General features: G+C 64.6%; 26 protein-coding genes and 1 tRNA gene. 9 read left to right on the plus strand and 18 right to left on the minus strand.

Annotation, left to right across the window (positions count from 1 at the left end; translation table 11 throughout):
- Positions 1-773: 773 nt before the first annotated feature.
- A complete protein-coding gene (locus tag QZ408_RS08400) occupies positions 774-959 on the plus strand; it encodes an antitoxin VapB family protein (protein WP_292490845.1) in 186 nt (61 codons plus the stop codon).
- Positions 956-1249, plus strand: a complete 294-nt coding sequence (locus QZ408_RS08405) for a hypothetical protein (RefSeq protein ID WP_292490847.1) — start codon at positions 956-958, stop codon at positions 1247-1249. The genes QZ408_RS08400 and QZ408_RS08405 overlap by 4 nt, the downstream gene beginning before the upstream one ends.
- Positions 1250-1628: 379 nt before the next feature.
- On the opposite strand, the gene QZ408_RS08410 is transcribed toward QZ408_RS08405, so the two are convergent.
- From QZ408_RS08410 to QZ408_RS08435, 6 genes are all read right to left on the minus strand, one after another.
- A complete protein-coding gene (locus QZ408_RS08410; RefSeq protein ID WP_292490848.1) occupies positions 1629-1874 on the minus strand; it encodes a type II toxin-antitoxin system MqsA family antitoxin in 246 nt (81 codons plus the stop codon).
- Positions 1875-2094: 220 nt separating this feature from the next.
- On the minus strand, positions 2095-2367 hold the full coding sequence (locus QZ408_RS08415) for a type II toxin-antitoxin system RelE/ParE family toxin (protein ID WP_292490849.1): 273 nt from the start codon (positions 2365-2367) through the stop codon (positions 2095-2097).
- Positions 2364-2597 (minus strand): hypothetical protein, encoded by a 234-nt coding sequence (locus tag QZ408_RS08420; protein ID WP_292490850.1) that lies wholly within the window; start codon positions 2595-2597, stop codon positions 2364-2366. Before QZ408_RS08420 ends, QZ408_RS08415 begins: the two co-directional genes overlap by 4 nt.
- Before the next feature lie 433 nt (positions 2598-3030).
- The gene (locus tag QZ408_RS08425; protein WP_292490851.1) at positions 3031-3225 is read right to left on the minus strand and encodes a hypothetical protein; all 195 of its coding nucleotides are present in this window, start codon (positions 3223-3225) and stop codon (positions 3031-3033) included.
- Positions 3226-3387: 162 nt separating this feature from the next.
- Positions 3388-4302, minus strand: a complete 915-nt coding sequence (locus QZ408_RS08430; protein ID WP_292490852.1) for a Gfo/Idh/MocA family oxidoreductase — start codon at positions 4300-4302, stop codon at positions 3388-3390.
- Positions 4302-5384: a DegT/DnrJ/EryC1/StrS family aminotransferase gene (locus QZ408_RS08435; RefSeq protein ID WP_292490853.1), complete on the minus strand. Its 1083-nt coding sequence runs from the start codon at positions 5382-5384 to the stop codon at positions 4302-4304. Before QZ408_RS08435 ends, QZ408_RS08430 begins: the two co-directional genes overlap by 1 nt.
- Positions 5385-6242: 858 nt before the next feature.
- Between QZ408_RS08435 and QZ408_RS08440 the strand changes: the two genes are divergently transcribed.
- On the plus strand, positions 6243-6455 hold the full coding sequence (locus tag QZ408_RS08440) for a KTSC domain-containing protein (protein ID WP_292490854.1): 213 nt from the start codon (positions 6243-6245) through the stop codon (positions 6453-6455).
- Positions 6456-6554: 99 nt separating this feature from the next.
- On the opposite strand, the gene tfrB is transcribed toward QZ408_RS08440, so the two are convergent.
- Together tfrB and tfrA are read right to left on the minus strand one after the other, a co-directional pair.
- Positions 6555-8018 carry a fumarate reductase (CoM/CoB) subunit TfrB gene (tfrB, locus tag QZ408_RS08445; RefSeq protein WP_292490855.1) on the minus strand — a complete coding sequence of 488 codons (1464 nt, stop codon included), beginning with the start codon at positions 8016-8018 and terminating at the stop codon, positions 6555-6557.
- Complete coding sequence (gene tfrA / locus QZ408_RS08450) at positions 8015-9652, minus strand: fumarate reductase (CoM/CoB) subunit TfrA (protein WP_292490856.1); 1638 nt, start codon at positions 9650-9652, stop codon at positions 8015-8017. The genes tfrB and tfrA overlap by 4 nt, the downstream gene beginning before the upstream one ends.
- A 72-nt stretch (positions 9653-9724) precedes the next feature.
- On the opposite strand from tfrA, the gene QZ408_RS08455 reads away from it, so the two are divergent.
- Together QZ408_RS08455 and purM are read left to right on the plus strand one after the other, a co-directional pair.
- Complete coding sequence (locus QZ408_RS08455) at positions 9725-11113, plus strand: aspartate kinase (protein WP_292490857.1); 1389 nt, start codon at positions 9725-9727, stop codon at positions 11111-11113.
- Entirely contained in the window at positions 11106-12098 is a 993-nt protein-coding gene (purM, locus tag QZ408_RS08460; RefSeq protein ID WP_292490858.1) for a phosphoribosylformylglycinamidine cyclo-ligase, read from the plus strand. Before QZ408_RS08455 ends, purM begins: the two co-directional genes overlap by 8 nt.
- Positions 12099-12220: 122 nt before the next feature.
- Here purM and QZ408_RS08465 read toward each other — a convergent pair whose 3' ends face one another.
- The 4 genes from QZ408_RS08465 to QZ408_RS08480 all read right to left on the minus strand — a co-directional run bounded on the left by QZ408_RS08465 (position 12221) and on the right by QZ408_RS08480 (position 13984).
- Entirely contained in the window at positions 12221-12457 is a 237-nt protein-coding gene (locus QZ408_RS08465; RefSeq protein WP_292490859.1) for a hypothetical protein, read from the minus strand.
- Positions 12458-12531: 74 nt separating this feature from the next.
- A complete protein-coding gene (locus QZ408_RS08470) occupies positions 12532-13059 on the minus strand; it encodes a ZPR1 zinc finger domain-containing protein (RefSeq protein WP_292490860.1) in 528 nt (175 codons plus the stop codon).
- Positions 13059-13436, minus strand: a complete 378-nt coding sequence (gene sepF, locus QZ408_RS08475; protein ID WP_292490861.1) for a cell division protein SepF — start codon at positions 13434-13436, stop codon at positions 13059-13061. Before sepF ends, QZ408_RS08470 begins: the two co-directional genes overlap by 1 nt.
- Before the next feature lie 50 nt (positions 13437-13486).
- Positions 13487-13984 carry an RNA-binding protein gene (locus tag QZ408_RS08480; RefSeq protein ID WP_292490863.1) on the minus strand — a complete coding sequence of 166 codons (498 nt, stop codon included), beginning with the start codon at positions 13982-13984 and terminating at the stop codon, positions 13487-13489.
- Positions 13985-14092: 108 nt separating this feature from the next.
- Between QZ408_RS08480 and QZ408_RS08485 the strand changes: the two genes are divergently transcribed.
- The 3 genes from QZ408_RS08485 to purF are packed head-to-tail and all read left to right on the plus strand — an operon-like array spanning position 14093 to position 15960.
- Positions 14093-14320, plus strand: coding sequence for an LSM domain-containing protein (locus QZ408_RS08485; RefSeq protein ID WP_292490865.1), 228 nt, complete (start codon positions 14093-14095; stop codon positions 14318-14320).
- A gap of 14 nt (positions 14321-14334) precedes the next feature.
- A complete protein-coding gene (locus tag QZ408_RS08490) occupies positions 14335-14517 on the plus strand; it encodes a 50S ribosomal protein L37e (protein WP_292490866.1) in 183 nt (60 codons plus the stop codon).
- Positions 14518-14526: 9 nt separating this feature from the next.
- Positions 14527-15960 carry an amidophosphoribosyltransferase gene (gene purF, locus QZ408_RS08495; protein WP_292490867.1) on the plus strand — a complete coding sequence of 478 codons (1434 nt, stop codon included), beginning with the start codon at positions 14527-14529 and terminating at the stop codon, positions 15958-15960.
- Positions 15961-16762: 802 nt separating this feature from the next.
- Here the strand turns inward: purF and QZ408_RS08500 are convergent.
- Positions 16763-16837 (minus strand) — tRNA-Met (locus QZ408_RS08500).
- Positions 16838-16949: 112 nt separating this feature from the next.
- On the opposite strand from QZ408_RS08500, the gene trxA reads away from it, so the two are divergent.
- On the plus strand, positions 16950-17366 hold the full coding sequence (trxA, locus tag QZ408_RS08505; RefSeq protein ID WP_292490868.1) for a thioredoxin: 417 nt from the start codon (positions 16950-16952) through the stop codon (positions 17364-17366).
- On the opposite strand, the gene QZ408_RS08510 is transcribed toward trxA, so the two are convergent.
- From QZ408_RS08510 to QZ408_RS08530, 5 genes are all read right to left on the minus strand, one after another.
- Positions 17363-17710, minus strand: a complete 348-nt coding sequence (locus QZ408_RS08510) for a 4a-hydroxytetrahydrobiopterin dehydratase (RefSeq protein WP_292490869.1) — start codon at positions 17708-17710, stop codon at positions 17363-17365. The two genes, trxA and QZ408_RS08510, sit on opposite strands and share 4 nt — an antisense overlap.
- Before the next feature lie 66 nt (positions 17711-17776).
- The gene (locus QZ408_RS08515; RefSeq protein WP_292490871.1) at positions 17777-19138 is read right to left on the minus strand and encodes a PAS domain-containing protein; all 1362 of its coding nucleotides are present in this window, start codon (positions 19136-19138) and stop codon (positions 17777-17779) included.
- 124 nt (positions 19139-19262) lie between these two features.
- The gene (locus tag QZ408_RS08520) at positions 19263-19826 is read right to left on the minus strand and encodes a flavodoxin family protein (RefSeq protein ID WP_292490873.1); all 564 of its coding nucleotides are present in this window, start codon (positions 19824-19826) and stop codon (positions 19263-19265) included.
- 1 nt (position 19827) lies between these two features.
- Positions 19828-20931, minus strand: coding sequence for a DUF362 domain-containing protein (locus QZ408_RS08525; RefSeq protein ID WP_292490875.1), 1104 nt, complete (start codon positions 20929-20931; stop codon positions 19828-19830).
- Positions 20932-20992: 61 nt separating this feature from the next.
- Positions 20993-21859, minus strand: a complete 867-nt coding sequence (locus QZ408_RS08530) for a DUF4097 family beta strand repeat-containing protein (protein ID WP_292490877.1) — start codon at positions 21857-21859, stop codon at positions 20993-20995.
- Positions 21860-21879 lie beyond the last annotated feature (20 nt).

Consider the following 21879-nt stretch of genomic DNA (forward strand, 5'->3'; position numbering starts at 1 on the left):
GTTTTGGGATGAGTTCATTTGATACATTTTACATATTGATTGTGACACTTGTACTAATAGTACCCCTTATCGTTTCTGAACTATAATTTTGCGAATACATATAACCTATTTGGGAGCGCGAGCAAGGCGATTAGAGTTTCTCATGCCTTCTATTCCTCCTATAATCATTCGGCCTTTCAATATCTCACCCCCCCGCCGAGCACCCGCACGATCACCGCCACCACCCCGCCCACGACCCCGCCGGCGCCGGCGCTGATGATGGAAACACGATTCTCTCGCACCTGGCGGTGCTCGAACTCCGGCCCGAAAACGCTTCGCGTTTTCTCAAGCTCCGTTCGCACCTTCGGTGCTCAAGCTCCTGCCGGGACGGCAGTCGCATTCACGAACCATCGCGAGTCGCAACTCGCACCTTCGCACCTCCGGTGCTCAAACTCCGTTCCCGAAACCCTTCCGGGTTTCTCCAGCTCCGATTCTGACGAACCGTCGCATCCTGAAGGAACGTCGTTCCTACCGGTGCTCCCGCTCCGGCCCCCTGGGCCATCGCGTCTCCGTGAGGAGAGCGAGGTCGGTGATGCTCCCCTCGACGAACGTCACCCGGCGAGAAGGTGCCCGATATTTTCCCGCCAGCTGGTGGCGAGGTTGTCGATGATGACGTCGTGGTGTTGTACTAAAGAGTATCCGGCTTCGTTCTGGCGACCGAATGGCGAAGCTGCCGGAGAGTACCGCTCCAGCAGCAATCTTTTTCCGTCGACAGTACGTATGTCATAGATGCCATGAATGCCACAAAGCGCATCATTGTCAGGGAAGAGGTCTGGGCCGCCCTCTCCGGTATGCGGGAGCCGGGGATGACCTTCTCGGAACTGATAGAGGAGATGATCGAGCATGAAAAGAAGCGGCGGCTTGTCGAGGATATCAAGCGGATCCAGGAGACGGAGGAACTCGTGGAGATCTCACTGTGACGTTCGCCGTTCTGTTCAGGCGGTCGGCGGCTGACTTCCTGAATGCGCTACCTGAGAAGTCGCAACGCATCGTCACGGAAAAACTTGCTGTTTTGCAGACCGATCCGTATCCCGGCAGCGGGGGAGATAAAGAACGCCTGAATACGGATGGCATGGAGGTATTTCGCCTCCATATCGGCCGATCGTTCACCGCGCTCTATATCGTCCATACCGATGCCGACAGGGACTGGGTCGAGATCACCCACCTGATGACCATCGAGCAGGCGCATAAACACTACGGCAGGCTCTAGCCTCCCATGGAGCATGGAGCCGGCTCTCGAACTCCTCAAGTCGCAACTCGCACCTTCGCACCTCCTGTGCTCGAACTCCGTTCCCACCTGACGGTGCTCAAGCTCCGCTCCTTCGGACCATCGCACCCTGCGGCCCGTCGCGTCTCACAGATCCACTTCACGTCCCGGTTCGTCTCGTAAGACCGAGCTCCCGGGTGGTCTTCGCATCGGTCATCCTGATAACCCTCCCGGAGGACTATAGGGAGGAAGACCCAAAAAGGCTGACCGTAAGGACTATATGCAGAAATCCCGGTGGAAAAATGCTTGCCTTGCGACCGGCTGCTGAGTATTGCCGCCGGTCCAGAAGGTACTGTATCTCCCGGCGAATCTGCCGGCCTCTTCACCCGGTGAGTTCAACCTCGCCTGCCGCGAGAGGCCGGCAGCAGAGCCTGCCGCTGTGGGCATCCACCATCACGGCATCGATCTTCCGGGAGACCTCTGCAGTGTAATACGCCTCGCCGCACCGGTCGCAGATGTAGGCAGGGACATCCCGGATGACGATGACCCCCTCCCCGGCCCGTGCAATAAATTCGGTCTTTCCTTCCTGCAGGGTCCCTTTACAGAACGTGCACCGCTCAGGAATCACTCTCTCCTCGCTCGCATATCGATCCGGTATTCGTCGTCCGGCACGTAGGCGGGGATGACCGGGATATTGAAGGATATTCTGGGTTTTTGCGTTAATTTCATTGCGTGGATATGATTTTCTGATAGAATCCGCATCGCCGGAGGCTTGCGGCGAAGCAATCTCTTCCCCGCGGGTCCGGGCACCAATTGAGTCCGCAGGCACCCCTGTAGCGATACCCCGGTCAGAACCTCCGGTAAATCTTGCTTCGGCGTCCGACAGCGATGACATTGATCACCAGGAGGTCATCTATGATCGAAAGAACCGCCCGGTAATCCCCGACCCGGAGCGAATAAAACGGTGGGTTATCCGGACCTTTCAGTCTTTTGAGGTGTGCTTTCGGGTCGGTCTCGTCGGCGAGCGATGCAATTTCTTCACCTATCCGGATTGCTATGGACCGTGGAATGTTCCTGAGATTATGGCGGGCCGTCGCGGTGATGACCACCTGATAGGTCATTCCCCCTTCAGCTCCGCCATGACCTCATCCAGGGTGTAGACTCTCCCGGCACGAAGATCTTCAAGCGACCGTTCGAGATCCCGGATCGCCTCGTCGCTGAGAGGCTCCTCATCGACCGCCATATCAACCAGGCGCCCGATCACCTCGTTATATGACTCCCGGGGATGGGTTTTCAGGGCGTTGAGCCGGTCCCGGAGGTTGGAGTCGATCCTGACTGTGACGCTTGTCATACAGACGTATACTCATGTCTACACGATGAAGGTTTCCACGATGTGAACGGATACACAGTAGACTGGTGGAGACTCCATCGATAACAATAATTGAGTGCCCCTGAAGGTTCGGTAGTCATGTCGGCGCAGGAGACGGTGTCCGGGTCCAGTAGGATCATCCGGGGAGGCATCCGGGAGGAGATATTCGAGCGGATGGGTTACGCCGAGAATGTACTGCACAGCATGGATGTGAAATTCGACCGGATGCTGGATAACCAGGACCAGACCCTCCAGATCGCGAGAGAGACAAAAGAAGAGATTGTCGGGCTCCGGAGCGATACCGGAAGCACCTCGATGACGAGTTCGGGGATATCGGGGGGAGCTCGTCTCCATCAAGGAGGGGCTTGCCCGGGCAGGCATCCAGGTCTGAGGCACTCTCTCCATCCCGCATCAACTACCCTTGACCCGGGGCACCCCCGGCGATAAGCAGCAAAGAATCAGGCAGAAGATCCTTTTTCTCCGCAAACGGCGTCTGGGTGGCAAGGGTCACCACGCCGCATGCCATGGCCTTCGCAAAGTCCGGGGTGCAGGGGAACCTCCCCATACCGACGACCTTCCCGAGCAGTTCCGGCTTCCCCCGGTCGGGCATCGCAACCTTATACCCCGGCGGGGGAGTCCCGCCGGAGGCCGTAGACGTGCTCGACCGTCGGAACATCCGCAAAGGGCGCCGGCCGCGGTCCGCCGGATCGGGTCGTGCTCCTCGATGGGCGATGCAAGACTCATGGCCGGGCCCCGACGACCGGGAGGACCTTCATGCCGAGAGATCTCGGTAGATCGCCTCGCAGATCCGGACGTTTCCGAGCCCCTGCTCCGGGGTCACCGGGAAGGGTTTCCCGTCGCGGGCGGCCCGCACAAACGTCGCGAGTTCGATCTTCAACGGCTCAACCTTGTTCACCAGGAGTTTCTCGATGATGTTCTCCTGGCGGTAGAGCCCGTTCTCCTGCCCGTAGGCTTCGGGCTTTCGGTAGACATAGACCTCCTGGGTCATGAAGTCGCCCTCGATCGTCCGGTCCTCCTCCTCGATGTAGATCGACCGGACCTTCTTCGAGGCCTTGCGGGAGGCCGAGAGGTAGACCGGCGTCCTTCCGAAGGACATAAGGGCCGCGGCGACGTCCCCGGTGCCGCTCGCGTGGGCGGTGTATGCCCGGCCGGGGAAGAGGACGTTGAACGCGACGTCGATGTCGTGGATCATCAGGTCCTCGACGACCGAACTCCCGTTCACCCTTGATGAGGCCGGGTTGTGCCGGTGGAAGGCGACGTAGACGGGGTCCTCCACGACCCGCGCGACCTCAGCGACGACCGGGTTGAACCGCTCGATCTGCCCGATGCCGACGGTCAGCCCCTCCGGGATCTGCCCGATCAGCTGCTCGCACTCGCGCGACGTAGGGCAGAGGGGCTTCTCGATCAGGGCGTGCACCCCGGCGGCGAGGACCCGCTGTGCCGTCGCGAAATGGTAGGGGGTCGGCACACAGACCGAGACGCACCCGGCTTTCGCGAGGAGTTCCTCCATCGAGCAGCAGACCTCCGCCCCCGTCGCGGCAGCGACCTCTTCTGCGGCCTCTGTGTTTGGATCGTAGACATAGGTCGTCCCGACCTCTTTGAGCTCCGAGTAGACCCGGACGTGGTTTTTGCCCATCGTCCCGGTGCCGATGACGCCTGCGTCCATTAGACCACCCCGTTGATCGTCTCGCAGACATACGCCCGTCCCTCGTCGGTAACCCCCGGGTGGACCGGGATCGAGAGGACCGAGGCCGCGAGCGATTCAGCGACCGGGCAGGCGACAGCCCCGGCGTAGAAGGGCTGCCGGGAGAGGGCGATGGGATAGTGGACAGCACAGCCGATCCCGTGCTCGCGGAGGTAGGCCATCAGCTCGTCCCGCGAGAGAGGGAAGGCGCCGGTGACCCGCAGGGAGTACTGGTGCCAGACATGGGTCCGGCCGGGCGCGACCGAGGGGAGCACGAGCCCCGGCGCCGTGATGTGAGCATTATAATAGGCGGCGTTCTCCTGCCGGCGGCGGTTGAAACCGTCAAGTTTCGCAAGTTGCACCCTCCCGATCGCGGCGTTGATGTCGGTCATCCGGTAGTTGTAGCCGAGCTCCGTATGGAGGTACTTCTCGCTCTGGCCGTGGTTGATGATCCGGCGGAGGCGGGCATCGTACTCGGCCGAGGCCGTCGTCACCATCCCCCCTTCCCCGGTCGCCATGTTCTTCGTCGCGTAGAAGGAGAAGCAGGCGAGGTCGCCGAGGCTGCCGGTCTTCTGCCCCCGGTAGGTGGCCCCGTGGGCCTGGGCGGCGTCCTCGATGAAGATGAGATCCCGAGCATCGCAGATCTTGTTGACCACCGCGGCGTCGCAGGGCTGGCCGTAGAGGTGGACGGCGATCACGGCCTTTGTCTTCTCGGTGATCTTGACGATGATGTCGGCCGGGTCGATCGTGGCGGTCGCCGGATCGACGTCGGCAAAGACCGGCACCGCCCCGCACATCGAGACGCTTGATGCGGTCGCAAAGAACGTGAACGCCGGGACGACCACCTCATCCCCCGGCCCGACCCCGGCCGCGAGCAGCGCCGCGTGGAGGGCGGTGGTCCCGTTGCTCGTGGCAACGGCGTGCGGGACACCGCAGTAGGCGGCGAACTCGTCCTCAAACGCGGCGGTGACCGGGCCCTGGGCGATCATGCCGGAGGCGAGGACGGCGAGAACAGCAGTATTCTCCTCGTCCCCGAGGGTTGGTTGGGCGATAGGGATGTGCATGGAATTTCCAACTCCGGAAGCAGATGTCATGTTTCTTTCGCTTACGTTTATATGTGAGTTTGCATTTTTGACCGAAAAGTTATGGGGAAACCCTTAACCCTCCGAATGAGACGGGAACGGAGGGTTCATTACGCCTTGCCGGCGCTTCACTCACAGTGATCTACAATATCGATCCGGACAACAACCTCGTCTATACCACCCACATCATGCCCATAGAAAAAGCGCACTGAAGATACGGGCGCATTTGAACTGCCCGGACGCACCATGATGGCGGCTGCCGCGACCCAATATTGATGCGAGTGTCATGAGCGCGCCGACTCCACGGTACGGCGTCCCGTTCACTTTCAGCCCGCACACGGCTCTCTTTTATCTTGCGGGGGTGAAGGGGGCGGCGCGGGAAGACCCCACCCTTCAGGGTGGGGTAGTTCACGCCGGTTTCACAGAGGAGGGCCAGCACCATGTAGCACCTGCTGTAGTATGCCATCGATACGGTCTCCTCAAGTCGCCCGTTTTCGTCGTGCGCACAACCTCCGCCGCGGTCGCCCCCTCAAAGAACGGCTCGCCGGGTCGAAGGGGAAACCCGGGAGATCGTCCCGGTCAACCGCCGGCAGTCCCCTCCCTCCGCAAAGGCCGGTTCGGGCTTCCGGACAGCGCACACCTGCATGCTCCCGGGAACACGCACAATTACGCCGGCCACACCCGAGGCTGCTGGTCGGTTAAGGACTGATCGTGTACCACCAAAAAAACGGTATAGACGTAATATTGCCGGGCAATCGAGATGAGGGGCAAAAATGTTGCGACTGCCGCTAAAAGGACAAAAGGAAAACTATGTATGCCCGAAAGATATATTCCCAGCGCATGATACGACAACCGGTTAACTCCACCAACCTCCGGTCGGTCGGATACGACCCCGGGCCCGGCACCCTGGAGATCGAGTTCACGAACGGCTCTGTCTACCAGTACCTGGACATCCCTGCAACGGTTCACCAGGGACTGGTGACCGCCTCCTCCCACAGGGACTACTTCGCCCGGCAGATCAGGGACCGCTACCCCTACCGGAAGATTGAGTGAACTATCCCCCGCGTGCGCCGGGGGTCTACACGCTCCGACCCGAGAACCCCGCGGAGATAAAAAAAGGTCTTTTTTGTTGAGACCGCAGAGTTAAAAGATTCAGGCGGAGCCCTTCTGCTCCGCATCCTTCTTCCGGTAGCCCTCGAGGAGGACCGTCACCAGGTTCTTCACGGGCGTATCCGTACAATCCGCAATATGGAACTCGCAGAACGGGCAGACCGTCACCACCACATCCGCACCCGTCGCCTTCACGGCCTCGTTGCGCTTCGCCCCGAGGGCTCTTGCCTCCTCCGGCACCCCCGACCGGACGCCGCCGCCGGCGCCGCAGCACTCCGCGGGCATCTCCACGAACTCCCGGACCCCCTGGACGAGAAGCGCCCGCGGCTCCTCGCGGATCCCCTGGCCCCGGAGGAGGTGGCAGGGGTCGTGGTAGGTCGCCCGGACGTCGAGCTTCGCCGGGGGCTCGATCCCGTACTCCGTCAGGATCTCGGTGACGTCTTTCACCGCAAACGGCGTCTCGTAATCGTTCTTCAGCGTCGCCCCGCACCCGGCGCAGATCGTCATCACGGTCGCGATCCCCCGGCGGGCGAAGGCCTCGATGTTTCTCTTCTTCAGGTCCGCGACGTCCGCCGTCTGCCCCGTCCGGATCAGCGGCGAACCGCAGCAGACCTGGTCGTGGGGGACGATCACCCGGATCCCGTTGCGCTTCATGACCTCCATCGCGTCGAGGGCCGTCTGCGGCACCCGGCCGTTGAACATGCACCCGACGAAGAACCCCACCTCGCCGCGGACGGGGCCGTCGGGCTCGATCACCTCCGGCACCTGCTCAAGGAACGTCGGCTCGGTCCGTTCGACGCTCCGGCCCGTCTCCCGGATCAGCCGCGCCACCTCCTGGTGGCGGGGGAGGGTCAGCCCGCGCCGGTTCGCGAGTTCCCGGAGCTTCTCGATGGCTTTCCCCGGGACGTCGATCTCCTTCGGGCAGACCTCCAGGCAGCGCTTGCAGGTCGTGCAGTAGAAGAGCCCCTTCTCGATCGCGTCGCAGATCCGGTCCCCCGAGTCCCGCGGATCGAGCGCGAGGCGCATCTCCTGCCGGAGCACCGTCGGCCCCGCGAACTCCGTCACCTGGAGCGCCGGGCAGGCCGAGACGCAGGAGAGGCACTCGATACAGTCCCGGAGCGGCTTGATCGCCTCGATCTCCTCCCGTGTCGGGAGCTCTGCGTCCGGCGCCGGGCAGATCCGGGCGATCTTTGCTATCACCGGGGTCATATCCACCGTCAGGTCCCGCAGGACCGGGAGAGCCAGCGGCTCGACCGTCATACCGTCGCGGGCCTCCGCCATGCAGGCGAGGACGGGCGTCCCGTCCACCCTGACGGCGCAGCTCCCGCACTGCCCCGACCCGCAGCAGTAGCGGTAGGCGAGCGTCGGGTCGTGCCCGTCGCGGACCGCGTGGAGGGCGTGGAGCACCCGGGCGCCCTCGTTGAGCCGGACTGTGTACTCCTTGAAGTGCGGCTCCGCGTCCACGGCCGGGTCGTAGCGGGAGACCCGGATCGTGATCGCCTTCATGCCGGCACCTCCCGCCGCTCGATCCCTTCCCTGGCAAGCGAGACGTAGGTGTGGCCGAACGGCGACGTCGCCGGGTCGGCCACGGTCACGACTTCAGCGTCCCGCCGGACATGGGCTCCCCGGTTCTCCGGCCGGAGCAGGGCGCACCGGACGATCAGGGATGCCGTGGTGCACATGTTCCGGACCGTACAGCAGTCAAGGAGGTTCGCGGCCGAGGCGGCGAAGAGCCGCTGGTCGGCGAGCCGCTTGATATGCCCGAGCGCCGTCCGGAGGTCGGGGGCGCTCCGGAAGATCCCGGCCTGGTTCCACATCGTCAGTTTCAGGTCCTTGCGCACGTCCGCAGGGCTCACGGCCCCCTCAAAGAAGGCGTCAAGCATCCGGAGCACCCCGTCGGCCCGGGCGGGGTCGAGGTGGCCGCCCCGTTCCGGCGCCTTTCCGGCGAACTCGCCGGCCCGTTTCCCGAAGACCTGCGTATCCGCGAGCGCGTTCCCGCCGAGGCGGTTTGCACCGTGCACCCCGCCGGCCACCTCCCCGCAGGCGAAGAGGCCCGGAATGGTCGTCCGGCATTCAGGCGTGATCCGGAGGCCCCCCATGATGTGGTGGGCGGTGGGCGCCACCTCCATCGGCTCCCGCCGGATATCCACGCCGTAGGCGAGGAACTGCTCGAGCATCACCGGGAGCCGGGCCTCGATCCGTTCCGCCGGGAGGTGGGTCACGTCGAGGTAGACCCCGCCGCGGCTCGTCCCGCGCCCTTCCAGCACCTCGGTCGCGATCGCCCGGGCCACCACGTCCCGGGTCGAGAGCTCCAATCGGTCGGGGTCGTAGCGCTGCATGAACCGCTCCCTTCGCGCGTTCAAGAGGATCCCGCCTTCGCCCCGGACCGCCTCCGTCACCAGCCGGCCGCGGGCGTCGTAGGGGTAGACCGCGCCCGTCGGGTGGAACTGGACCATCTCCATATCGATCAGCTCCGCCCCTGCGCGGTAGGCCATGGCGAACCCGTCCCCGGTCCCGGCGGCGGAGTTCGTGGATATATCGTAGGCCTGCGTCCCGCCGCCCGTCGCAAGCACCGTCGCGTCGGCCAAAAAGAGGACGGCGTCCCCGTCCCGGTCGAGGGCGACGGCGCCCGCGACCGCACCGTTCTCGTCCGTTACGAGGTCGACGACCGAGACCTCCTGGTACAGCTGCGTATCCGTCGCGTCGAGGCGGTCAAGGAGGGTCATCATCATCTCGTGGCCGGTCCGGTCCCCGGCGTAGCAGGTCCGGGGGAACCGCTGCCCCCCGAACGGCCGTTGCGCGACCTGCCGATCTTCCGTGACGTCGAAGACCGCCCCCCACCGGACGAGGTCCGTGAGCCGCTCCGGCGCCTCCCGGGTGAGGACGTCCACGAGCGCCGGGTCGTTGAGGTACGCCCCGCCCCTGAGCGTATCCTCGCGGTGGACGCTGATCGAGTCCTGATCCCGCAACACGGCGTTGAAACCGCCTTCTGCCATCGTCGTACACCCGCCTTTTCCGGCGATGGTCTTGGAGACCAGGACCACGCCGCCGTACCGTGAGGCCTCGATCGCAGCCCGCGCCCCGGCGCCGCCGCTTCCGATAACCAGCACGTGCGCGTCCACTATCTCGTCTACAAGCATCTTATTAGTCTGTGCGTTGTATACTATCATAAAGTAATTGCAGGGGACGCGTGAGCCAGAATGAGGCTTTTAATGAAGTTTGGCGGCACCTCCGTCGGGGAAGCCGACTGTATCCGGCGGGTTGCAGATATCGTAGAACCACATCACAGGGCAGGCGACGAGGTCGCCCTGGTCGTATCAGCATGCTCGGGGATCACCGACCAGATCATCGCGATGGCCGATGAAGTCGTAAAAAGCAAGGAACAGCCCCCTCTCGGGACGTTCCTCGCCGCGATGCGGGCCCGGCACACCCGGCTCCTCGGGGAAGTGGCCCCCGACTACGCCGGCGAGGTGACGGCGGTCATCGACGACCGGCTCACCCGGCTGCAGAACATCCTCACCGCCGTGCACACCTTAAAGGAACTGACTCCCCGGTCCCGCGACTACATCATCTCCTTTGGAGAACGGCTCTCCGCCCCGATCGTCGCGGCCGCCCTCCGGCAGCGGGGGATCCCGTCGGTCGCCCTCGACGGTGCCGCGGCCGGGATCGTCACGACGGCAAACCACGGGGACGCCCGTGCCCTTCCCGCGAGCGAGACGAGCATCCGGAGCCGGGTCGTGCCGTTGCTTGCCGACTCCGTCCCGGTGGTCATGGGCTTTATGGGGGCGACCGAGCAGGGGGTCGTCACCACCCTCGGGCGGAGCGGCTCCGACTACTCGGCCGCCGTCATCGGCGCCGGGATCGATGCCGACGAGATCTGGATCTGGACGGACGTCGACGGGGTGATGACCTCGGACCCCCGGATCATCAAGGACGCCCGGGTCCTCAACGACATCTCCTACCTTGAGGTGATGGAGCTCTCCTACTTCGGCGCGAAGGTCCTCCACCCGCGGTCGGTCGAACCCGCGATGCAGAAGGATATACCGATCCGGGTCCGGAACACCTTCCGGCCCGACCACCCCGGGACGATCATCCTCCGTGACGAGCACCGGGAAAAAAGGGTGGTCAAGGCCATCGCCCTGATCGAGAAGGTGGCCCTGGTCAACGTCAACGGTGCGCAGATGATCGGCCGCCCCGGCGTCGCGAAGACGATCTTCTCCGCGCTCGCGGAGCGGGAGGTGAACGTCATGATGATCTCGCAGGGCTCAAGCGAGGCCAACATCTCCCTCATCGTCGACGAGTCCCACCTTGAGGCCGCGATCGCGGCCCTCACCCCGATCGCGAAGCAGGGCGTCGTGCGGGAGGTCACGTACGACCGGGACGTCGCCGCGGTCGCCGTCGTGGGCGCGGGGATGGCCGGCACCCCGGGGACGGGCGGCCGGATCTTCTCGGCGCTCGGGCGGGCGGGAATCAACACCATGATGATCTCGCAGGGCTCCTCGGAGGTGAACGTCTCGTTCGTCGTCAGGGGCGGCGACGGCAAACGGGCGCTCCAGGTATTGCACGACGAATTCCGGCTTTCGGAGAACTCTGATGACTGAACATACCTACCGCGAGGCGGGGGTCGATATCGACCTCGAGGCCCGGGCGGTGCGGGCGCTGATCGAGACCCTCACCTACCGGAGGACCGGCACGTTCCCGATGCTCGGGAAGGTCGGGCACTTTGCCGGGCTGATCGACTGCGGCCCCTTCGTCCTCGCGCTCGCGGTCGACGGCGTCGGCACGAAGATGCTCGTCGCCGATGCGCTCCATGACTGGCGGACGGTCGGGATCGACTGCATCGCGATGAACGTCAACGACCTCTACGTGATGAACCTCGAACCCGTGGCGTTCGTCGACTACATAGCGACCGACGCCCTCTCGGTCGAGAAGATGGCCCAGATCGGGCAGGGTTTGAACGAAGGCGCCCGGCAGGCGAACATGAACATCGTCGGCGGCGAGACCGCGACCCTCCGGGGGCTCGTGAACGGCCTCGACCTCGCGGGGACGTGCCTCGGGGTCCAGAAGAAGGAGAAGGTCGTCACTGGTGAATCGATCGTCCCCGGCGACGTGATCGTCGGCGTCCCGTCAAGCGGCATCCATAGCAACGGTTTAACGCTCGCCCGCAGGGTCGTCGAGAAGCACGCGTCCTACGACACGCGCCTCTCAAACGGGAAGACCCTCGGGGAAGAACTCCTGACGCCGACCCGGATCTATGCCGAGGTGCTCCGGGTGACGGAGGCCTGCGCCGTCCACGGGATGTGCCACATCACCGGCGGCGGTCTCCTGAACTTCGGGAGGCTCTCGGGATACGGGTTCTCCCTCACCGACCCGCTTGAGGTCCCGGCCATCTTCCGCTGGCTGCAGGAGACCGGTGGCATCGGCGATGGGGAGATGTACCGCACCTTCAACATGGGCATGGGCTACGCGTTCGTCGCCCCGGAGGAGAGCGTGGCCGCGATCCGATCGATCGTCCCCGGCGCCCGGGTGGTCGGCGAGGTGACGGAGGAGCCCGGGGTCCGGCTCGAGGGCGTCGAGATCCGATGATTGCAAGGGTCCCTCTCGTCTTCTGATTTTTGCGTGCCGGGTGCCCGTGCGGCGCTATCCGCAACGCTCACCCTCCCTCCGGTCACACGCGCAGTCCTACGGGCCGTCGCTCGCCCCGCTACTCACGCCCCGCCGCCGCGCTCCTCAAAGTAGTGCAGCGCCCCCGGGACCTGCTCCCTGACCGTCCGCAGGAAGTAGTTCATGAGGTCGGGATCGGCCACCTGGAACGAGTGCTGCATCGCCCGTTCGGTATCCTTGGTGAGCCCCCCCTTCTGGTCCATCTCCGCCCTGATGTCGCGGATGGCGTTATCGACGTCCTGTTCGCTCTCCCACTTCAGCACAGATATCGTTCGTGCCATTCTTTTCACCCGGCGCCGGGTATGGGGGGAGGTCCTATTTTAGATTAACCCTCTGCTGGAGAAAAAAGAGAAATTCAGGCTTCGCTCCGATCGAGGGGCACCTTTTCGGCCTTCTCACCGACGAGCGCGCTGTTCCCGGCGGGGTCCTCGAGGACGACCGTGAAGGGGAAGGCCACCTCCCGTGCGGCGGCGAGCGTCTCCTGCATCCGGAGCGCGGCGGCCAGTTCGTCGTCGCTCTCGGGGTTCGCGAGGATGGTCGCCACCGCCTGCTCGAAGCGGGAGAGGACCCCCTCGACGTTGGTGACGAACCCTTCGCAGGCGGTCCCGGGCTCGACCGCGAGCCCGAGTTCCGGGATCCGGATCGTCCCCGTCGTGCTCCGCACCACCCGGGTGGCGAGGTCGCCGGGCTCCTCGACCCGCACCGTCCACCGGACGGGGTCGTGCTCCCCGAGGATGATGGTATCGGTGTGCCGGTAGCCGCAGGCGTCGCAGGCGATCGCGACGAGCAGGAGGTCGGGGAAGTGGGGGATATCGATGCGGTGGTGCACGATCTGGATCCCGGCCCCGCACGCCGGGCAGGTTCCCGGGCTGGTCTCCCGCACTACAGGCCCCCGCCGATCTTCTCGCGGGAGACCTTGACGGACATCGGCGTGATGACGACGTACTTCTGCTCGCCGAGACCGACGATGTCGCCGTTCACATCCTTTGCCACGTCGCGGAGGTCCTTTAAGACCCGCTCGAACGTCACCTTGTCCATCTTCAGCCGCCCGATGTCGACGATGACGATGTTGCCGTTGTAGACCTCGTCTTTGACACGGGGGGTATCCTTGAGGTCGGCGATGGTGGCGATCTTGATATACATGGATGCCGGCTCTTCTTCGGTCGCACTCTCGTAGGAGGCGAGGTCGAGCTCCATGTATTCGTCCTGATCCCTGACGGGGCTTTTACCGAGGATGCTGTCAAAGAGCTTTTTAACCATAGAAAAAATGAGGGAAGAATTTTATTTAATAGTATCTTTTGATTTCCGCGTCAGATCTCAAGATTCCAGAGATCGTCCCCGACATAGTGGAGGCTCCTGACCGACTTGCCCTTCTCCTGCCGCTCCATATCGGCGGCGTCAGAGAGCGCAACCCCGACAGCGAGCGGTTTCCCGTAGCGCTCCTCGACGACCTGCACCGGGCGCCCCTCCCGGACGTCCGGCGAGATCGATATGATCCCGGGGCGCATGATGTCCGCGCCGTTTACAACGAACCTGACCGCGCCGGCATCGACCACCACCCGCCGCTCGGGGAGCGGGTGCTCGATGAGGCCCCGCAGGGTGGGGAAAGCCCAGTCCCCGGAGGCCATCAGGAGCGGTTTTTTATCGACAAGGTAGACCTCGACGGGGGCATCCGTCTCCACCCGCTCGATCCGGTCGGACCGGAACTGTTCGGCCGACGGACCGATCTCGCCGCTAAGTCGGTCGAGAAGCCCGGCTATCTGCGTTTTCCTGATGACATGGCGTTTTTTTACGGTGAACTTCGGCATGGAACCCTGACCTCGGGGGCGGATTGCTCCCCGCAACAGTGCGGTTATATTTAAGTAGCTTCCTCACTCAAATATATTACTCCAGAAAGGACGGCACAGGGTAATCATATGACGCCAAGACCGTTGGATATTTTAGATCAGGTACTGAATCGTCAGCCCGTCATCATCAGCCTCAAAGGTGGAAGGGAGATCCGGGGGATCCTCCAGGGATACGACGTTCACATGAATCTGGTATTGGATAAGGCAGAAGAAGAAACCGGCGGCACGGCGCAGAAACTCGGCACGCTGATCGTCCGCGGCGACAACGTAATTTACATAACCCCTTCAGTTGAATGAGTAGGTGAGAGTTCATGTCAAAAGGCACACCCTCGATGGGCAAACGGCAGAAGCGCACCCATATCGCCTGCAGGCGTTGCGGCAAGATATCGTTCCACGCACAGCACAAGGTCTGTGCGTCCTGCGGGTTCGGCAGGAGCCCGAGGATCCGCAGTTACCGCTGGACGGAGAAGAAGGCAAAGGTACCGACGCATTAGAGCTGGATCATGTGTGGTATCGTTGGCATCGTCGATGCTGGCGGTGTCTCTTTTCCGCTGTACTATGCCCTGTACGCTCTCCAGCACCGGGGGCAGGAGAGCGCGGGGATCTCTACTTTTGAAGGCACGACCCTGTACACGCACAAGGCGCAGGGGCTCGTTGCCGAGGTCTTCAACAGCCACACCCTGCAGGGACTGCGGGGCAACGTCGGGATCGGCCACGTCCGCTACCCGACGACCGGGTCGAAGGTGCCGGAGAACGTCCAGCCGTTCAACTTCCGGTACCAGGGGCTCAACCTCGCGATCGCCCACAACGGCAACCTGGTCAACACGGCCGAACTCCGGGAGGAGTACGAGCGCCGGGGGCAGATCTTCTGCACGACGACCGACACCGAGATCATCGGGAACCTCATCGCCGAAGCGCTCCGGACCTCAAAAAGCATGGAGGACGCCGTCCGGCTCTGCATGCGGCGCCTGCGGGGCTCCTATGCCGCCGTCGCGCTGTTAAACGGGACCATCTACGCCTTCCGCGACCCGCTCGGCATCAAACCGCTCTGTATCGGGAGGATCGACCAGGGGTACATCGTCGCCTCGGAGAGCGTGGCGATCGATGCGCTGGACGGCACGCTCGTCCGGGACGTGCGGCCGGGAGAACTCGTCCGGATCGACGAACACGGGCTCTCCTCGATCCAGATCGCGACCGCGAACCGGCGGGCGCACTGCATCTTCGAGTACATCTACTTCGCCCGCGCCGACTCGGTCATCGACGGGACGCTGGTCTACGACGTGCGGCGCCGGATCGGGCAGAAACTCTACGATGCAGATCCCGTCGAGGGCGAGATCGTCTGCCCGGTCCCCGACTCCGGGACCGCCTACGCCGCCGGCTACGCCGAACGGTCCGGCATCCCGTTCGTCGAGGGGCTGATGAAGAACCGTTACATGGGCCGGACGTTCATCATGCCGACCCAGCAGCAGCGGGAACGGGCGGTCCGGATCAAGCTCAACACCGTCCGCAGGAACCTCAAGGGCCGGCGGGTGATCCTCGTCGACGACAGCATCGTCCGGGGGACGACGTCGCGGCGGATCGTGAACATGATCCGCGAGGCGGGAGCAAAGGAGATCCACCTCCGGGTCGGCTCTCCGGCGATCATCGCCCCCTGTTACCTCGGTGTGGATATGCCCACCCGCACGGAACTGATCGCGAGCAGCAGGGACGTCGAGGCGGTCCGGGAGAGCATCGGGGCGACATCGCTCACCTACATACCGCTTGAGGACCTGATGGGCGCGATCGGGTGCGGCGAGCGCGACCTCTGCACCGGGTGCCTGACCGGGTGCTACCCGGTGGAGATCCACGGGGAGAAGAGCTGCCACTGTGCCGTGGACTACGTGGCCGGCACGCACCAGTCCAACCTCTCGACCTTCGGGAAGCAGCAGACGTCGTAGCCTGTGCAGGTGCCGGCGGGGCGCTTCCCGTTCCCGGTGGGCGGGGGGGCTCCCGGCGGTGCCCGCGCCTGCTCTCCCTTTTCGCGGCTCAATCTCGATACGCGGAGAGATCCCCCGGGGAGCCAGGTTCTGGCCGGGTCTTGCCGGTCCTTTCCTGATCTTTGCTGATCTTTCTCGATCCTTCCCGGCCCTTCCCGGCCCTTCCCGGCCCTTTCCAGGAAACCGGCGTCAGCGCCGCTCCCGGGCACGGCTTCCCGCTGGCTATCGCCATGACTGCCCTCGCCCCCGGGAGGGGGTTACAGGCGTATGGCAATCTGTAGAATTTGAGTCTGGACGCTGAAGACACGAGCCAGAGACAGGGGAGGGGACGAGCCCCCTCCCCGTCAGCCCCTCCCCCCGTGGCGATAGCCACCACGGTCCAGTGCACGGGGAGATCCCGGGAAGATCCCACCCCGGGTCGGCTCTCCTCATCCTTCCCGGGAAACCGATGTCAGCGCCGCTCCCCGGGCACGGCTTCCCACCGGGTATCGCCCTGACTGCCCTCGCCCCCGGGAGGGGTGGGGGCTGCCGGAGAAGCGTATGAGTATGCTACCGGTGTGAAGCGCGGCCAGGGCGGGGGCTGCCGGAGCGGGACTTTTGGGTACTATTTTGTCCGGGGCATCGCTTGCAACCGCGAGATCCCGCGCGTGGCCGGACCGGTTCCGGGCCTGCCGGGCGCGTGCGCGCCGGCTCATCGGAGGGGACGTCCTGGGGGAGGAGAAGAGCGGGCGCAATACCGGGAAAGCGTGTGCAAAACAGGAGATAGCGAGGGATGGATTTGAACCATCGGTCTACGGGTTATGAGCCCGCCGGGATTTCCTGACTACCCCACCTCGCTGCTCATCTGTGAGGTATATACCATTGTGCTTCCGGGGATATATAGTTATCTGAGGTTCCGGCCGCCGTCGCCCTCCCAATCTTTAATAGGGCGTGCATCATACCTCCGCCGCATGGAAGAGAACCGACCGATGGACGACGAACTGCAGCGCCTCCGGGAAGAGCGCCTCAGGGAGCTCGAGGCCCGGATCCAGGGCGGCCGGGGCGGGGTCATCGAGATCACCGACGGTACGTTTCAGGACACGGTAAGCAGGCATCCGTTCCTGGTCGTCGATCTCTGGGCGGACTGGTGCGGCCCCTGCCGGATGGTGGCCCCGGTGATCGAGGACCTTGCGCGTGACTTTGCCGGCCGGGTGACCTTCGGCAAGTGTGACGTCGACCAAAACCGCGTGATAGCGGCACAGTTCAGCGTAACGGCGATACCGACGCTGCTGTTCTTTGCAAACGGCGCACTCATCGACCGGGCGGTCGGCGCGCTCCCGAAAGAGGCCGTCAGGGCACGGGTGATGCGAGCGTTTTCGACCGGTTAGAGGATCCCGCCCTGCCGGTGCCGGAGCATCTCGGAGAGCCGCGCGGCCATGATAAAATCGTTCCGGGAGAGCCCGCCGATGGCGTAGGTGTACCAGGCGACGTCCACGTACCGGCCCATCCGGATGGCGATATCCGGGAGATGGTTCTCCCGCGCCGAGAAGGCGGCGACCTCCCGGAGGAACGCCATGGCCTCGGCAAACCCCGCACAGGAGAACCGGGCATGCAGGTGCCTGTCCTCAAGCGACCAGTCCGGGACCTCCGGCAGGAGGTCTGCGATCTCCCGCCGGGTCAACGGTGCCGTATCCGCGACATCAGGGCTGATCGGTTCGGACGAAAGAGCCATTGGTTGATCCCTCTCCGGCGAGGATGAAAAAGGTTCTTCTTTTCGGCCGGAGGGATGTCCCGGCGGTCAGGGGTGGCGCCTGAGGTAGTCGCGGATCGCCGCCGACTCTATCCACCCCGAGTCGAGCCTGCCGATGATCTTCTGGATGGCGGAGGCCTGTTTCAGGATCTCCTCGCCGGTATGGTTCTCCCCCATGCAGGCGAGCCCCACGATCACCTGCAACGGGTTCCTGATGTGGTCGCCGAGGATGGCGAACTGTTCGATGTTCCTCCCGAGCTGGGCGTATGCCTCCAGTTTCTCCTCCTCGAGCTCCGCGAGTTTCAGGGTGGCGGCGAGGTCGTTTGCGAGCGCGGTGAGGATATCGACTCCGTCGTCGCTCAACCGGTCGCCCGCGGTCCGGGCGACGGCAAAGACGCCGAGGACGCTCTCCCCCGCCATCATGGGTATCGCCCGGAGATCGCCGGACGATCCCGGAGAGCCGGCGAGATCTCCTGCGACGACCTCCTTTGTGTCGAACGCCCGCCGGATAAGCCCCGCGGCCGCCCGGCCGGAGAAGAGAGGCAGGCAGTCGTCGTCTGAGGCGGCAGCCGGGACGAGTTCCTCGCCCTCTCTCAGCCATATCCCGATGACGATCCCCTCCCGCACGCTGCCGAGGCATGTGCAGGCCCTCCGGAGAAGGTCGGGAGCATCCCGCTCCCGCACCAGCATGCCGGAGAGTTCCGCCGCGCCCCGGAGCAGGATCTCCGTCCTCCGCTGTTTCGTGATATCGACGATGGTGCAGACCGCATCGTCGCCCGGGAGGGCCCCCGCGGAGATCACGACGTGCCGGCGCACCCCCCCGGTGCCGGTGAATGTCGCCGCGTGGTCAAAGACCGCGCCATTCTCCAAGAGTTCCGCGAGAAACGCCCGGACTCCCGCCTCATCCCCCCAGAACGATCTCAGGGAGGCGCCGCGGAGGTCGCCGGACCTGCAGCCCAGGATCTCCGCGGCGCGCCGGTTGGCCTCTGCGATCCGGAGGTCCCTGCGGTCGACGACGAAGATGCCCGCCTGGGAATGTCTGAAGATGCTGTGGTACCGCCTCTCCCGGTCCCGCAGAAGGCGGACGAGGTAAAAGACGATGACGGCGATCCCGATCAGGGTGATGAACTCGGCGGTTGCCCGGGTGAGGGAGATGGCGTCGGGGAAGGCAAAGAAGTAGAGAGTCCCGACGTAGAGCGACGCAAGCAGCAGGGAGAAGTAGAGACCGTGCCGCTCGTAGTAGTAGACCGCAAGGACGATCGGTATGTAGAGGAGGTGCTGGAAGATCTCCGGGAGCCCGTGGATCTGACCGTACACCATGAGGGAGAACGCTAGGGCCGACGTGGCCAGCAGCGTGAAGAGCCGGATCGCTGATCCCCGGCCCGGGACCTGATTGGCATCGTGCGGCATGCGATCATACGCCGTATCGGCGCGTAGCGCTTTAAAGGCACCGATCTGTCACCGTAGGCGGATCCGGCCCCTGTAAAGGCGCTAAACCAAAAACCGGGAGGGTTATGGGGGATCTCTCCCCGCCTCACTCCAGCTTCCGGACCAGGAACGCCACGTTCTCGGCGAACCGCCGGACCGTCCGGATACCCTCCTCGTCGTTCCGGGCCTCTCCCGGTGCCAGCCCAAAGACCATGTTCCAGTAGGTCGACCCCGGCACGATCATATCGTTGATCAAAAAGAACATCCAGAGCTCCTGGAGCGTCGCGGTATGCCCGCCGCGTCGGGCCACGACGATCGGCCCGCCCACCTTCCGCGAGAGGAAGGCGTCCGACGACATCGATACCATACCGATCCGCTGCAGCGCCGCGAGAACGTCGCCCCGGGCGGTGCCGAAGTAGACCGGGGTCCCGACGATGAACCCGTCAGCCTCCCGGACCTTTTCGATGATCTCGTTTAACCCGTCGTCAAGAGCGCACGCTCCCCCGGTGCAGAGCCCGCAGGCGGTGCAGGACCGGATGTGCATCTCCGCAAGCAGCACGATCTCGGTCGCTATCCCTTCGCGCTCGAGGACCGCTGCACACTCCTCGAGGACCTGCGCGGTGTTCCCCTCGAGCCGGGGACTCCCGCAGAGCAGTACCACTTTTCCCATCTCACACCTCGATCAGCCGGTAGGACGCGTCGCCAAGCCCGATCCGGGCGGCGTAGGCGATCTGGTAGTTGCCGTCCGTGTAGTCCCAGATCCCCTTAAACTTGTCCTCCCCCGGGGCGAGGTTCTCCCCGAGCGCCGTCCGGGCAATCCCCCGCTCGCTGTTGACGAGGTCAAGGCTCGCGTGGTCGATCGCGACCGGATCGGTGGAGGCGAGGATCCCGATGTCGGGAACGATTGGAGCGTCGCTCCAGGGGACGCAGTCGCAGTCCGGGGTGATCGCGAGGAGGAAGTTGATGTAGCCCACCCGCCCCGGTTTGTCGCGGACGGCGCCGAGGGCGTACTCGCAGACCCTCTCGATGAACGGCCGGATCTCCGTCGTCCAGTCAAACTCGATCGCCCCGAGGTCGCAGGAGCGCATGCAGTCGCCGCACCCGACGCAGCGCTCCGGGTTGAACCGCGCCCGCCCCTCGACGAGGGTCACCGCCGCCTGCGGGCAGACCTGGATGCACCTCCCGCACCCCCCGCACCGCTCGATCTCCACGAACGGCCGGCCGGCGTGCTGCTCCGCCTTCCCCGAGGGCGGGGCGCAGCCCATCGCCAGGTTCTTGATCGCGCCCCCAAACCCGGCGAGGTCGTGGCCCTTGACGTGCGAGAGGACGAGCATGCTGTCGGCCGCAAGGATACCCCCGGCGATCCGGACGTTCTCGAAATGGTTCCCCCCGACCGCGACCTCCTTCCAGTAGCCGCCCGAAAGGCCGTCGGCGATGATCACCGGGGCGCCGACGACCGCGTAGGCAAACCCGTGCTCGATCGCGGTGACGGTGTGCCGGACGGCGTCGGCCCTGCTCCCCGCATAGAGGGTGCCGGTATCGGTGACGAACGGGTGGGCCCGGCGCTCCTTCACCTTATCGACCACCTGCCGGGCAAAGACCGGGTTGATGTAGGTGTCGCACCCCCGCTCCCCGACGTGGAGTTTGACGGCCGTAAGGTCGCCGGGGCGGACCACGTCGCCGAACCCGGCCGCGTCGAAGAGGCGGCGGATCTTCTGGACTCTGCTCTCGTGGTGGCTCCTTGCCCGGAGGCCGGCGAAAAAGACATCTGCCATCGTCGTCTGCTCCTTCGCAGGTACTCTCGGATCAGTGAGGGATAAGGGTTGTGCCGCCCGGTCAGGGCCCCGAGAGGTCGATACCCCCGTTTGAGGTGGTGACGGTGATCGTCGGCCCCCCGTCGCCGAGCAGACCCGTGACCGAGGTCCCCGTCGACTCGCTGACCCGGAGCGGGAGGCCGCGGACCGTCACCCTGCCGTTCGAGGTGGCGGCGACCACGCGGGCGTCGAGGTCTTCCGCGAGCCGGAGCGCGATCCCGCCGTTGCTTGAGGATATCATCACGTCCTCCCGGACGGCGGAGATGGTGGCGGAGATGGGGCCGTTTGAGGTCCGGAGCGCGAGCACCCCGCCGCAATCCTCTACCGTGACGGCGCCGTTGCTCGTCGTTGCAGTGACGTAGCCCTCGACGCCACGGAGATCGATCCCGCCGTTCGACGACGCCGCACGGAGATCGCCGCCGCGAGCACCGTCCACGTGCACCGGGCCGTTCGACGTCGCAAGTTCCGTTCCGGCCACCCGCACCCCCGAGAGTTCGATCCCGCCGTTCGAACTCTCGACCCGTTGCAGGACAACGTCCGGCGGCACCCGTATCGTGTAGTCCACGCTCGCCCGGACGTTTAAGCCGGTGTACACGGTCTCGATCCGGAGGGGATCGCCCTCCGCCACCTCGATCCCGACCTTCGCGAGTTCCGCCCGGCCGTAGACGGTCCGTTTGACCGCCGTAACGGCGACGAAATCCTCCTCCCAGACGCTCACGTTCACGCCCCCGTTCCGGTTGACCACGACGACACCGCTTCCCGGCTCCACCGCGACCGTCCGGTCGAAGACCTCCGTCTCCTCAGGGCCCGGCACCCCGGTGCACCCGGCGAGAGTGGCGGCAGTGATGAGGACGGCGAGCGCAAGCACCGTATGAATGATCTTCTGCATATCCAACCCTCTCGCGTCGT

Origin of the sequence: Methanoculleus sp. 10 (genome assembly GCF_913757945.1) — an archaeon.
Classification (GTDB): Archaea; Halobacteriota; Methanomicrobia; order Methanomicrobiales; family Methanoculleaceae; genus Methanoculleus.